The sequence below is a fragment of the Bordetella avium genome (assembly GCF_034424645.1).
Taxonomy (GTDB): domain Bacteria; phylum Pseudomonadota; class Gammaproteobacteria; order Burkholderiales; family Burkholderiaceae_B; genus Bordetella; species Bordetella avium.
The window spans coordinates 255,077-268,582 of record NZ_CP139969.1 but is presented as its reverse complement, the minus strand read 5'-3'; the positions used below and the strand labels follow the sequence as shown (position 1 = coordinate 268,582).

Below are 13,506 nucleotides of genomic sequence, written 5' to 3'. Positions count from 1 at the left end.
CCGCAACGTTCACGGCTCTGTCATGGCGACCAAACCCGGCGAGAGAAAAACCCAGATCCTGCAAACGCTGGCCGAAATGCTGGAGCAGCCCCACGCCGCCCGTATCACGACGGCCGCGCTGGCTGCGCGCCAACAGGTTTCCGAAGCCGCGCTGTATCGGCATTTCGCCAGCAAGGCGCAAATGTTCGAAGGCCTGATCGAATTCATCGAAACCACGCTGTTCACCCTGATCAACCAGATCATTGCCGCTGAGCCGCAACCTCTGACGCAGGCGCGCAAAATTGTCTCCATGCTGCTGGCTTTCGCAGAACGCAATCGCGGCATGACGCGGGTGCTGACCGGCGATGCGCTGGTCACCGAAGACAACCGTCTGCAAGGGAGGATCAACCACATCAATGACCGCATCGAAGCCTCTCTCAAACAATGCCTGCGTGAGGCCGTCAACGAAGGCAGCCTGCCTCCCCAAACGAATGTGGCTGCCTACGCCAGCCTGCTGACCCATCTGGTGATGGGACGCTGGTTGCGCTACGCCCAAAGCGGCTGGCGGGTCACCCCGACCGCCCATCTCGAAGAACATCTGCGTCTGATTCTGCCCTGAGTGCCGGGTTCATTTGCACCGCAAACCGGAAAACTTAACCGGCGGTCGCAAAGAACCACAAGTTGGAAAGCGTGTTAGCTTGATTGCCATCAATACGGGTTTTCCTTATTTCCTTACGCTTGTTACACAGTTGTTTGACTCACAGAACGGAGATGGATATGACTGCGCAAGCCGCTGTCCCTGCCCCGCAAGCCCCAAAGAAGAAAATCCCGATAGGTCTGGTCGCGGGCTTCATTGCACTCATCCTGGTGCTCTTGATTCCCACGCCGGCCGAACTGCCCGTCGCAGGCCACCGGATGCTCGCCATCCTGGTATTCGCAGTCGTGGTGTGGATTACCGAAGCCGTCTCTTATGAAGCCAGCGCCATCATGGTCACCACCCTGATGGCGTTTCTACTGGGCACGGCGCCCTCCATCAAAAACCCGGACGTGCTGATTGGCACCTCGGCGGCTATCACGATGGCCCTGCAAGGCTTCGCCAATTCGGCGCTAGCCCTGGTAGCGGGGGCCCTGTTCATCGCGGCGGCCATGACCTTCACCGGGCTTGACCGGCGCATCGCGCTGGTCACGCTGTCCTTGATCGGCACAACCACGCGCCGCATCCTGATCGGCGCCATCGCCGTGACCATCGTGCTGAGCCTGGTCGTGCCCAGCGCCACCGCGCGCAGCGCAGCCGTGGTGCCGATCATGATGGGCGTGATTGCGGCCTTCGGCGTGGACAAGCGTTCCAACATCGCGGCCGGCATCATGATCATCGTGGCGCAGGCCACCAGCATCTGGAACGTCGGTATCCAGACCGCCGCAGCCCAGAACCTGCTGACCGTCGGCTTCATGGATAAGATGCTGGGCGAACGGGTGAGCTGGGCCGAATGGCTCATCGCCGGCGCGCCGTGGGCGATCATCATGTCGGTGATCCTCATCCTCATCGTGCTGAAGATGCTGCCCCCGGAAAGCAATGAAATCGCGGGCGGCAAAGAAGCCGTTGAACGCGAACTGCGAGAAATGGGCCCCATGACGCCGCCGCAAAAGCGGCTGCTGGCAGTGTCCATCTTCCTGCTGATGTGCTGGTCCACCGAAAAAGTGCTCCACAACTTCGACACCACCTCGACCACCTATTTAGGCCTGGTTCTGCTGATGTTGCCGCGCTTTGGCGTGATGACGTGGAAAGACGTGCAATCACGCATACCGTGGGGCACGGTCATCGTGTTCGGCGTGGGTATCAGCCTGGGTTCCGCCTTACTCTCGACGCAGGCCGGTCAATGGCTGGGCAACCAGGTGGTAACGCATACCGGCCTGGACAACCTCGGCCCGCTTTCGATCTTCGCCATTCTGGGCGCCTTCCTCATCCTCATTCACCTGGGTTTCGCCAGCGCCACCGCACTGACCTCGGCCATGCTGCCCATCCTGATCTCGGTGCTGCAAACGCTGCCAGGCGACTTCAACCGCCTGGGCATGACCATGCTGCTAGGCTTTGTGGTCAGCTATGGCTTCATCCTGCCCATCAACGCGCCACAGAACATGGTGTGCCTGGGTACGGAAACCTTCACGGCCAGGCAGTTCGCCAAAGTCGGTATCCTCATCACCATCATCGGCTTTGCCCTGATGATCGTCATGGGCATGACCTACTGGCGCTGGCTGGGCCTTCTGTAAGGAGCCGCCCATGAAAATCGCCATTCCCGACGCCATCGCCTACGGCGAAGCCCTGCTCGTCGCGCAGGGCGTGCCGCAAGACATCGCTTTCGACGTCGCCGAACACCTGGTCGAGTCCGACCGGGTGGGTTACACCAGCCACGGCCTGTCCATCCTTCCCAATTACGCCCGCGTACTCAAAGAAGGCTTTCTGCAAGCTGACGGCCGCCTGCAACTACTGACCGACAACGGCGGTTTTCTCGCCTACGACGGCAACAACGGCTTTGGGCAACACGTCGGCAAGATGGCGGTGCAGGCCGCCATCGAACGCACCACTCAGCAGGGCTCATGCGTCCTGACGCTGCGCCGCAGCCACCACCTGGGCCGCATGGGTTACTACGGCGAGATGGCCGCCAGCGCCGGTTTCATCCTGCTGGCCTTCACCAATGTGATCAATCGCGCTCCCACCGTCGCCCCGTTCGGCGGCGCGCGCGCCTGCCTGACCACGAATCCGCTGTGCTTTGCGGGTCCGCTGCCGGGCGGCCGCCCGCCTCTTGTCGTGGACATTGCCACCAGCTCCATCGCCGTCAACAAGGCTCGCGTGCTGGCGACGAATGGAGAGCAGGCGCCTCCCGGGTCGCTGATCGACGCCGAAGGCAATCCGACTACCGACCCCAATGCGCTATTCACCAATCCGCCGGGCGCGCTGCTACCTTTCGGCGGGCATAAGGGGTATGCGATGGGGGTGGTGGCCGAACTGCTGGCGGGTGTGCTGTCCGGTGGCGGAACCATCCAGCCGGAAAACCCGCGTCAGGGTGTGGCGACCAATAATATGTTCGCCGTGCTCCTTGATCCGCAGGTGGACTTCAACGCCAGTTGGCGCAGCCATGAGGTCGCCGCCTTTATCGACTACCTCCATGATTGCCCGCCGCAACCTGGCGTAGACGGTGTGCAGTATCCAGGCGAGTACGAAGCGGCCAACCGCGCACGCAATGGCGATGCCATCAGTTTCGCGCCCGCCATTTGGCACAAGCTGGCTGAACTGGGCCAGGAGCTGGGCGTCTCTGCGCCAGCGGCGGCTTAAGCCGCCAGACCGGGCGGGCGCCTGACGGCGCCCGCCTAGGCCTTGACGGGCTTGGCGCGGCTGATGCTCATCATGATGCCGAAGGCCACGCCCATCGTGAGCAAGGCCGTACCGCCATAGCTCATAAAGGGCAAGGGCACACCCACCACCGGCAGAATGCCCGTCACCATGCCCACGTTCACGAAGACATAGATGAACATCATCATGGTCATAGAGCCGGCCAGCAGACGGCCGAACTGCGAGACGCTGCGTGATGCGATCGCCAGGCCGCGGGCGATCAGCAGGCCATATAGCACCAGCAAGGCCACCCCTCCATACAGGCCGAATTCCTCGGCATAGACGGCGAAAATAAAGTCCGTGGTGCGTTCGGGGATAAAGTCCAGATGGGTTTGCGTTCCCTGCATATAACCCTTGCCATAGAGTCCACCGGAACCCACTGCAATCATGGACTGAATGGTGTGAAAGCCCTTGCCCAAAGGGTCGGAGCTAGGATTGAGCAAGGTGCAGACCCGATGCTTCTGGTAGTCATGCAGCACGACCCAGTCAACATCAGGCTCACACAATTGGTCTTCGTAATAGACCAGTGTGCCGATGCCGATAACACCGATCAGCACTGCGGGAATCAACAGCTTGAATGACAGGCCGGCGAAATAGATGACGAAAAAGCCCGCGCCAAAAACCAGCAGCGCTGTACCCAAATCGGGCTGAAGCACAATTAGACCAAATGGCAGACCCAGCATCAGCACGGCCACCAGAAAATCACGCACACGCACCTGCCCTTCATGGCGCTGGAAATACCAGGCCAGCATCATGGGCACGGCGATCTTCATCATCTCCGAAGGCTGAATGCGGGTGAAACCGAGATTCAGCCAACGCGTGGCGCCCTTGCTGGTTTCACCGACGAACTCCACGCCCAAAAGCAGCACAACGCCCAGAATGTAAAAAGGCAAGGCCAGCTTCATGAGGGTTTGCGGCGACACCAGCGCCACAATCCACATGGCGAAGAAGGCGATGGTGAAATTGCGGGCCTGCTCGGCGAAACGCCAGTCCGTGCTGCCCACGGCCGAATGCATGACCGTCAGGCCCAAGGCGGCGAAAAGCACCAGCACGAGCAGCAAGGGCCAGTCAAAGGCGGTGAATACGCGCAGCAACACCAAGCCGATGCGCTTCATTGCGCCTTCTCCCCGGCCGCCACCTGCTGAGGACGCACGATCTTGTCCTCCCGCTTGGGAGTCAGCCAATAATCGAACACCTCTCGCGCTATGGGCGCGGCCACACTCGCGCCCCAACCGGCATTCTCGACGATGAGGGCTACCGCAATACGCGGATGTTCGACGGGCGCAAAACCCATGAACAAGGCATGGTCGCGCAGACGCTCATCCAGGGCCGCCGCACGGTACTGTCCGCCACGCAGGCTGAACACCTGGGCGGTCCCTGTCTTGCCCGCGGCCTGATAAGCGGTGTTGGCGAAGGCGCGGCGCGCCGTGCCCGACCGGACCACATCGGCCATGGCGCTCTTGATGACGTCGATGTTGGCCTGCTTCAAGGGGATACGGTAATCCGGTGTCGAAGGGGTGGCCGTCAGCTCGCCAGTGCGCGAATCGCGCACCGCATGAACCAGATGCGGGCGCCGGTACAGACCATTGTTGGCCAGCGTGGAGGTACCCTGAGCCAACTGCAACAGCGTGAACGCGTTATACCCCTGACCTACGGCGACCGAAATGGTTTCACCCGCATACCAGCGCTGACGCTCGCGGTCTTTATAGGCCCGCCGCTTCCAGTCGGTGGACGGCAGCACGCCCGCACGCTCGCCTTCAAGATCGATACCTGTGATCTGGCCAAAGCCGAACTGCTTGGAAAAATCATGCAGGGCATTCACACCGATTTCAGGGCCTAGAGAATAAAAATAGGTATCGGAAGAGACGACGATCGCGCGGTGCATGTCCGTCATGCCAAAGACCGCACCGCCGGCATTGCGGAATTTCTGCCCGCCGAACTCGTAATAGCCCGGGTCAGGCAGACGGTCGGTTGCGCGGCGCTTGCCCAACTCCAATGCAGCCAGACCGACAAACGGTTTGTAGGTGGAGCCGATCGGATAAGTGCCCGACAGGGGCCGGTTGATCAGCGGATGGTCGGGGGATTCGTTCAGGCGGCGCCAGTTCTCGACATCGATGCCATCAACGAACAGATTCGGATCGAAAGACGGTTGCGAGACGAAGGCCAACACTTCGCCGGTATCCGGGTCCAGCGCGACGAGGGCGCCACGGTGGCCCTCAAAAGCCTTTTCAGCCACACGCTGTAGGCCCAGATCGATGGACAGCATGATGTCGGAACCCGGCACGGGATCGATGCGCCGCAGCGTGCGCACCGGACGCCCGCCGGCCGTGACCTCGACCTCTTCCAGACCGGTGCGGCCATGCAGGGCCTGCTCCCAGGTTTTCTCGATGCCTTTCTTGCCGATCACATCGGTGCCACGGTAATTACCCAGTTGCCCGCTCTTTTCGAGGTCTTCGAGATCATTTTCGGCAATGCGGCCGATATAGCCGACCACATGGGCCGCCGCCTCTCCCTGGGGATACTCGCGCACCCAGCGCGCGCGCAGCTCGACACCCGGAAACTCGAAGGCATGGGCGGAAAACCAGGCCGCCTCGGTTTCATTGAGGTTGTTACGCAGGACCAGATTGGCATAACGGCCGGACTCAGACACACGGCGCTTGAAACGGCGCTGGTCGGCAGGACTGATATAGACAACCGGGGTGAGGCGGGCGAACAACTCATCAACCGGACCGGCGCGTGCGGGCACGACTTCGAGGGTATAGGTACGATAATTGCGCGCCAACACCACACCATTACGGTCCAGCACCTCGCCCCGGCGCGGCGGAATCGGCTGCACCGCAATGCGGTTGCGATCGGCGCGCTCGGAAAAACCTTCGTAGCGATCGACCTGCAAATACCAAAAGCGGCCGATCAGCACGCCAAAGCAGGCCAAGGCAAACAGACCGCCCACCCAGGCACGCAAACGGAAGCGCTGCTTCTGTTGCTGACTGGTCTTTTTGAACTCGAACATGGGCACGCTGTTCAGCTCGCAGAAGACTCGACGTCGTCATGCAGGCGTTGCGGCAATTGCAATACCCAGCCGAAAACCGGCCATAACGCGGTCGTCAGCAATACGCCATAAGCCCAGTCCCAACCTGCCCACCGGCCGGCCAGCCAAGCCATGATGATCTGGGTCAGCAATTGGGATAGGAAAAACACCGGCAACATATGCATGGCCTGGCTCCAGAGATCGAAGCGTTGCAGGCGGCGATGCAGCGCCAGCGCGCCATAGGCGACCAGCGTGAAGGTCAGGGCATGCCCGCCCAGCAGACTGGCGTCGTGGACATCCAGAAGCAGGCCGAAAATGAAAGCGGTGAACATGCCGACGCGGCGCGGTTCGTAGGCGCTCCAGAAAGCAATGACCAACAGCAGGATATCCGGCGAAGCCGGCCATTGCCGCCAGGGCAAGAGCGACAACAACCAGACCAGCAGCAGGGTTCCCCAGACAAAGAACCCACGCGCCGGACGCATCAACCGTTCGGGATGCACATTGCTGGGCGTACCAAGGCGACGTTGAGCGGCATTATTGCGTGGTGCCACCATCGGCCTCCTCTTGATTGGCTTCGGCCTTCGCGACGTCAACCTGCAAGACCAGGAAATGACGGTAGCGCTCAGGATGGGCCAAAGGCTCGGCAATCGCGCGCGCGAAACCTGAAGCCGTATCACGCTCGACCGAGCTTATCTTGGCCACGGGCAGACCGGCAGGAAACAGGCCGCCTACACCAGAAGTCACGATGGTATCACCGGGCTTGATATCGGCGTTAGCCGCCAAATAGCGCACGTCGATCGTGCCCGGTGTGTGGCCCCCGAAGGCAATCAGACGAAGTCCGTTGCGTAGCACCTGCACGGGAATGGAAACCCGCTCATCGGTCACCATTGCGGCTTCGGCCGTCATGGGGGTGACGCGCACGATCTGGCCCACCACGCCGCCTTCGTCAATAACCGGCATGCCCGGCGCGATGCCGGCCTTGCTGCCCTTGTTGAAAACAAGACGCGGATGAAAGGCGTTGGGCGGCTCGTAGAGCACTTCCACCACGGTTGCCGGTTGACCGACCGTGTCGGTCACGCCTAGCAAACGCCGCAGCTGCGCGTTCTCGGCGGCCAGTTGCACCGCATGCGTGGCCACCTGAGACAACTCGATGCGCTGACGCTGCAAAGCCTCGTTTTCAGAACGTACCAAATTGGCGGCATTGATCCACTCGTCGACCTGCTGCACGAGGTCGCGCGGCGCCATGACGGCGCGCTGGAAGGGATAGAGCGCCACCGATACGGCGCGGCGCACCGGCTCCAGAATGCGCAATTGGGAATCGACGACGATCAGTGCCAAGGCCAGCGCGACCAGGATGACCAGCCGCACTTCGGCCGGCGGGCCGCGCCTGAACAGCGGTGGAGTGCCTTGTCGTTGCATGAATCTCAGCTCGGGCTTGTCTGCCCGTTGCCGTGAGGCCGCCCCGGAACGCGCGCGGGCGTTCCAAGGACCGGACGGTCCAGCTTAGTCGTTGATGAAAATCGCACCGAGCTTTTCGAGATGCTCGAGCGCCTCGCCGCAACCGCGTACGACGCAAGTCAGGGGGTCGTCGGCCACCACCACCGGCAAGCCGGTTTCTTCTTGAAGAAGGCGGTCGAGATCCCGCAGCAGCGCACCGCCGCCGGTCAGGGCGATACCTTTGTCCGTGATATCGGCGCCAAGTTCCGGAGGCGTTTGCTCCAGTGCGATCTTGACGGCGGAAACAATCTGATTCAGCGGGTCGGTCAGGGACTCGAGGATCTCGTTGGACGACACCGTGAAGCTGCGCGGCACGCCTTCGGCCAGGTTACGGCCCTTGACCTCGATTTCTCGGACCTCAGAACCCGGAAAGGCCGAGCCGATTTGCTTTTTGATGAGCTCTGCGGTCGGCTCACCGATCAGCATGCCGTAGTTGCGACGGATATAGTTGACGATGGCTTCGTCGAACTTGTCGCCGCCCACACGCACCGAACCCTTGTACACCATGCCGCCCAGCGAAATGACTGCGACCTCGGTGGTGCCGCCGCCGATATCGACCACCATCGAGCCGCTGGCATCAGACACGGCCAGGCCGGCGCCGATGGCGGCTGCCATGGGCTCTTCGATCAGGTAGACATGGGAAGCCCCTGCACCCAGGGCAGACTCACGAATCGCGCGGCGCTCGACCTGGGTCGAGCCGCAGGGAACGCAAACAATAATCCGGGGGCTGGGAGCCAGCATGTTGCGGGGGTGCACCATGCGGATAAACTGCTTGAGCATTTGCTCGGTGACGGTGAAGTCGGCGATAACGCCGTCCTTCATGGGGCGGATGGCCTCGATATTGCCTGGCACCCGTCCCAGCATCTGTTTGGCCTCCTGGCCAACGGCCTGGATGACTTTCTTGCCGTTGGGGCCGCCCTCGTGGCGGATCGCGACCACCGAGGGTTCGTCCAGCACAATGCCCTTGCCTCGGACGTAGATCAGCGTATTGGCGGTACCGAGATCGATCGCCATGTCGCTGGAAAAATAACTGCGGAGGAATCCGAACATGGGAGCTCAGCTAGGTTCAGGAATTAGGTCGAGCTGCGGTCTCAGACGCCGAAGCTACACCATCGCGGCATCTGACCGTAGCGATTAAACCGTGAATCATAACTTATAATTTCCTTGGAAATAGCGTACAAATCGCAGCTATTCAAGCTTTGTAACGGGTTTCTCCTAGGTAAACCGCCTAGTCTCCTTCGCCCGCTACCTCCCTGTTTTCTGATCAATCCAAACCCATGGCGCTGAATCAACAAGATGTGGCCCGGATCGCCCGCCTGGCCCGAATCGAACTGACCCCTGAGCAGCAAAGCCGGGCGCAGGATGAACTCAATGGCATTCTGCACCTGATCGAACGTCTGCAGGCTGTCGACACGCAGGGTGTGGAACCCCTGGCCCATCCCCTGTCGGCGCACGAAGACATCCCGCTGCGCTTGCGCCAGGATGCTGTCACCGAGACCGCCTCGGCCGAACGCCGCGCCGAATTGCTGGCTAACGCCCCCGAGCAAAGCGCCGGTCTGTTCCTGGTTCCCAAGGTCATCGAGTAAGCCATGAGCCAATCTGCATTGCACACTGAATTCGGCGATATCGCCGGCCTGCGCGCCGCCCTGGCCGAACGCCGCGTGAGCGCGGTCGAACTGGCCGAAAGCGGTCTGGCCGCCGCACAGGCCGCCGCCGGACTGAACGCCTTTCTGCACATCGATCCCGAGCTCACGCTGGTCCAAGCCCGTGCCGCAGACGCCGCGCTGGCCGCCGGCACCGCCGGGCCCCTGGCCGGCATCCCTATCGCCCACAAAGACGCCTTTGTGACGCGCGGCTGGCGCAGCACGGCAGGCAGCAAGATGTTGCGCGACTACCTGAGCCCCTTTGACGCCACCGTGGTCGAACGTCTGCAGGCCGCCGGCGCGGTCTCGCTGGGCAAGCTGAACTGCGACGAATTCGCAATGGGTTCGGGCAATGAAAACTCCGCCTTTGGACCGGCCCGCAATCCCTGGGATCTGGCCGCCGTGCCGGGCGGCTCCTCGGGCGGTTCGGCTGCGGCCGTCGCCGCCCGCCTGGTGGCCGGCGCCACCGGCACCGACACCGGCGGTTCGGTGCGCCAGCCGGCCGCGCTGTGCGGCGTGAGCGGCATCAAGCCGACCTACGGCACCGTGTCTCGCTACGGCATGATCGCCTTCGGCTCCAGCCTGGATCAGGCCGGCCCGCTGGCGCCCAGCAGCCGCGACTTGCTCGAACTGCTCGACGTCATGAGCGGCTTCGACCCACGTGACGCCACCAGCCTGGAGCGCTGCGATGACGCCGCCAACGCGCCGGGCCGCATTCGCGCGGCCTTTGATGCCGCACAGAACGGCTATCAGGCTGCCGGCAGCCAGCCCCTCAAGGGCCTGCGCATCGGTGTGCCCGCGGAATTCTTCGGTGCGGGCCTCACGCCCGACGTCGCCGCCGCCGTCGAAGCCGCCCTGCGTCAGTTCGAAGCGCTGGGCGCGGAACGCGTAGCGATTTCCCTGCCGCGCACCGAGCTGGCCATTCCGGCCTATTACGTCATTGCCCCGGCCGAAGCCTCCAGCAACCTGGCCCGCTTCGATGGGGTGCGCTACGGCCACCGCGCCGCCGAGTACAGCGACCTGAACGAGATGATCAGCCGTTCCCGCGCCGAGGGCTTTGGCGACGAGGTCAAGCGCCGCATCCTGATCGGCGCCTACGTGCTGTCGCACGGCTATTACGACGCCTATTATCTGCAAGCCCAACGCCTGCGCCGCCTGATCGCCCAGGACTTCCAGCGCGCCTTCGCCGGCCAGTGCGACGTCATCATGGGCCCGGTGGCCCCGAGCGTGGCCAAGAATATCGGCGAGAACCGCGACGATCCGACTGCCGACTGGCTGGCCGACGTCTACACACTGGGCGTGAGCCTGGCGGGCCTGCCCGCGATGTCCGTGCCCTGCGGCTTTGGCGCCGCCGGCCGGCCGGTCGGGCTGCAAATCATTGGCAACTACTTCGACGAAGGCCGTTTGCTGGCCATCGCCGACCGCTATCAACAAGTAACCGACTGGCATCAACGCACGCCGGCAACGCAGGACGCCTGACCATGGAATGGGAAATCGTCATCGGGCTGGAAACCCACGTCCAGCTCGCCACCGAGTCTAAGATTTTCTCGGGTAGCAGCACCCGCTTTGGCGCGGCGCCGAACACGCAGGCCAACGAGGTGGATCTGGCCCTGCCGGGCAGCCTGCCGGTCATGAACCGTGGGGCGGCCGAACGCGCGATCCTGTTCGGCCTGGCCATCGGCGCCAAGATTGCGCCGCGCTCGGTGTTTGCTCGTAAAAATTACTTCTATCCCGACCTGCCCAAGGGCTACCAGATCAGCCAGTATGAGCTGCCGGTGGTCGTGGGCGGCACGCTGTCTTTCTTTGTCGGCGAAGAAGAAAAGACCATCAACCTGACCCGCGCGCATCTCGAAGAAGACGCCGGCAAGTCGCTGCACGATGAATTCCATCTGGCCAACGGCGCGCCGGCCAGCGGCATCGACCTGAACCGGGCCGGCACGCCGCTGCTGGAAATCGTCACCGAGCCCGAAATGCGCTCGGCCGCCGAGGCGGTGGCCTATGCCCGTGCGCTGCACGGCCTGGTTGTCTGGCTGGGCATTTGCGACGGCAATATGCAGGAAGGCTCATTCCGCTGCGACGCCAACGTATCGGTGCGTCCGCGCGGCCAGGTTGAATTCGGCACCCGCGCCGAAATCAAGAACGTCAACTCCTTCCGTTTCCTTGAGCGCGCCATCCAGTACGAGGTACGCCGCCAGATCGAACTGATCGAAGACGGCGGCAAGGTCGTGCAGGAAACCCGCCTGTACGACGCCGAGCGAGACGAAACGCGCAGCATGCGCAGCAAGGAAGACGCGCACGATTACCGCTATTTCCCCGACCCCGATCTGCCCACGCTGGTGATCGGCCAGGATTGGGTCGAGGCCGTGCGCGCCACCATGCCGGAGCTGCCCAGCGCAATGCGCGCCCGCTTCGAGGCCGATTTCGGCCTGCCGGCCTATGATGCAGCCCAATTGACCATCAGCCGCAAGCTGGCCGCCTATTTCGAGGCCGTGGCGCGGGCGCTGCCGGCTGGACAGGCCAAGCTGGCTGCCAACTGGATCATGGGCGAAGTCACCGCCACCCTGAATCGCGAAGAGAAAGACATCGCCGATACGCCCGTGCAGGCCGCTCAGCTCGCTGCGCTTATCAACCGCATCATCGACGGCACGATCTCGAACAAGATTGCACGCGACGTTTTCGCCGCCATGTGGGCGGGTGAAAACGGTGGCGAGCCCGACGCCATCATCGAGGCCCGTGGCCTGAAGCAGATCAGCGACACCGGCGCCATCAGCGCCATGATCGACGAGGTGCTGGCTGCCAACCCCGCCATCGTGGCCGAGTACCGCGCCGGCAAGGAAAAAGCCTTCAACTCACTGGTCGGCCAGATCATGAAAGCCGCCCGGGGCAAAGCCAACCCGCAGCAGGTCAACGACCTGCTCAAGGCCAAGCTGTCAGCCTGAGCCCACCCATGAAAAAAGCGGCCTACGGGCCGCTTTTTTCATGATTTCCCCGGCAGATTAAACGACCATAAGCAAGCGACAGCGTGGGGGCAAGGACCGCCGACGGACCGTCCCTAGGCGGGACAGCCCCCTCAGAGAACAGCAAGCAAGCGACAAGCCTGCGCAGCGTGGGGGCAAGGACCGCCGACGGGCCGCCCCTAGGCGGGACAGCCCCCTCGGGGGGCAGCAAGCAGGCGACAAGCCTGCGCAGCGTGGGGGCAAGGACCGCCGACGGGCCGTCCCTAGGCGGGACAGCCCCCTCGGGGGGCAGCAAGCAGGCGATAGCCTGCGCAGCGTGGGGGCAACATTAAACGCCGTATTGCTCGCGATACGCCAGCACCGAATCACGGTGGGCCGCGAACTGCTCATCATCCTGAAGCAGCTGAAGAATATCGGCCAGGGAGGCAATGCTGATCACGGGAATGCCATAGGTCTTGGCGACATCCTGCACGGCCGAGTGCGGCGAGAGAGCCTCATCGGGACCTGCGCGCTCCATGCGATCCATGGCGATCAGTACCGCCGCAGGCTGTGCGCCCGCAGCGCGGATGATCTCGACCGACTCGCGCACCGAGGTGCCTGCGGTGATGACATCGTCGATGATGACGACCCGGCCCGCCAGAGGCGCGCCAACCAGCGTGCCACCTTCGCCATGGTCCTTGGCCTCTTTGCGGTTATAGGCAAAGGGAATGTCGCCCGAAGCTTGAGGATGGCCGGCCAAGGCTACAGCCGTGGCCGTGGCCAAGGGAATACCCTTGTAAGCCGGGCCAAAAAGCATGTCGAAATTCAGGCCGGAATCCAACAGGGCCTGGGCATAGAAAGCCGCCAGCTTGCCCACCGAACGGCCGCTATTGAACAGCCCGGCGTTAAAAAAATAGGGGCTCATGCGGCCGGATTTGACCTTGAAACTGCCAAAGCGCAGCACGCCTTCATCAAGGGCAAAACGGACGAAATCAGTGGCGGTATTAGACATGCGCGGGCTTCCGGATCAGGATG

The 13,506-nt window shown here is 62.7% G+C and carries 12 protein-coding genes; 6 read left to right on the top strand and 6 right to left on the bottom strand.

What is annotated here, in order from left to right; genetic code table 11:
• The first annotated feature begins 22 nt into the window (after nt 1-22).
• From slmA to U0029_RS01230, 3 genes are all read left to right on the top strand, one after another.
• On the top strand, nt 23-598 hold the full coding sequence (slmA, locus tag U0029_RS01240) for a nucleoid occlusion factor SlmA (protein ID WP_114852046.1): 576 nt from the start codon (nt 23-25) through the stop codon (nt 596-598).
• A 158-nt stretch (nt 599-756) separates the two neighbouring features.
• The gene (locus U0029_RS01235; RefSeq protein ID WP_039051316.1) at nt 757-2,247 is read left to right on the top strand and encodes a DASS family sodium-coupled anion symporter; all 1,491 of its coding nucleotides are present in this window, start codon (nt 757-759) and stop codon (nt 2,245-2,247) included.
• A gap of 10 nt (nt 2,248-2,257) precedes the next feature.
• Nucleotides 2,258-3,310 (top strand): Ldh family oxidoreductase, encoded by a 1,053-nt coding sequence (locus U0029_RS01230; protein WP_114852047.1) that lies wholly within the window; start codon nt 2,258-2,260, stop codon nt 3,308-3,310.
• 35 nt (nt 3,311-3,345) lie between these two features.
• On the opposite strand, the gene rodA is transcribed toward U0029_RS01230, so the two are convergent.
• The 5 genes from rodA to U0029_RS01205 form a co-directional block, all read right to left on the bottom strand.
• Nucleotides 3,346-4,482, bottom strand: a complete 1,137-nt coding sequence (gene rodA / locus U0029_RS01225) for a rod shape-determining protein RodA (protein WP_012418810.1) — start codon at nt 4,480-4,482, stop codon at nt 3,346-3,348.
• A complete protein-coding gene (gene mrdA / locus U0029_RS01220) occupies nt 4,479-6,377 on the bottom strand; it encodes a penicillin-binding protein 2 (protein ID WP_012418811.1) in 1,899 nt (632 codons plus the stop codon). The genes rodA and mrdA overlap by 4 nt, the downstream gene beginning before the upstream one ends.
• An 11-nt stretch (nt 6,378-6,388) precedes the next feature.
• Nucleotides 6,389-6,949 (bottom strand): rod shape-determining protein MreD, encoded by a 561-nt coding sequence (gene mreD / locus U0029_RS01215; protein WP_049794180.1) that lies wholly within the window; start codon nt 6,947-6,949, stop codon nt 6,389-6,391.
• Nucleotides 6,930-7,814, bottom strand: a complete 885-nt coding sequence (mreC, locus tag U0029_RS01210; RefSeq protein ID WP_012418813.1) for a rod shape-determining protein MreC — start codon at nt 7,812-7,814, stop codon at nt 6,930-6,932. The genes mreD and mreC overlap by 20 nt, the downstream gene beginning before the upstream one ends.
• Before the next feature lie 84 nt (nt 7,815-7,898).
• Complete coding sequence (locus tag U0029_RS01205) at nt 7,899-8,942, bottom strand: rod shape-determining protein (protein ID WP_012418814.1); 1,044 nt, start codon at nt 8,940-8,942, stop codon at nt 7,899-7,901.
• Between the two features lie 227 nt (nt 8,943-9,169).
• Between U0029_RS01205 and gatC the strand changes: the two genes are divergently transcribed.
• Genes gatC through gatB form a run of 3 tightly spaced genes read left to right on the top strand, consistent with a single transcriptional unit; the run spans nt 9,170 to nt 12,474 of the window.
• Entirely contained in the window at nt 9,170-9,478 is a 309-nt protein-coding gene (gatC, locus tag U0029_RS01200) for an Asp-tRNA(Asn)/Glu-tRNA(Gln) amidotransferase subunit GatC (protein WP_012418815.1), read from the top strand.
• A 3-nt stretch (nt 9,479-9,481) separates the two neighbouring features.
• On the top strand, nt 9,482-11,014 hold the full coding sequence (gatA, locus tag U0029_RS01195; protein ID WP_012418816.1) for an Asp-tRNA(Asn)/Glu-tRNA(Gln) amidotransferase subunit GatA: 1,533 nt from the start codon (nt 9,482-9,484) through the stop codon (nt 11,012-11,014).
• Nucleotides 11,015-11,016: 2 nt separating this feature from the next.
• Nucleotides 11,017-12,474: an Asp-tRNA(Asn)/Glu-tRNA(Gln) amidotransferase subunit GatB gene (gene gatB / locus U0029_RS01190; protein WP_114852048.1), complete on the top strand. Its 1,458-nt coding sequence runs from the start codon at nt 11,017-11,019 to the stop codon at nt 12,472-12,474.
• Nucleotides 12,475-12,820: 346 nt separating this feature from the next.
• Here gatB and pyrE read toward each other — a convergent pair whose 3' ends face one another.
• On the bottom strand, nt 12,821-13,483 hold the full coding sequence (pyrE, locus tag U0029_RS01185) for an orotate phosphoribosyltransferase (RefSeq protein WP_012418818.1): 663 nt from the start codon (nt 13,481-13,483) through the stop codon (nt 12,821-12,823).
• Nucleotides 13,484-13,506: the final 23 nt, after the last annotated feature.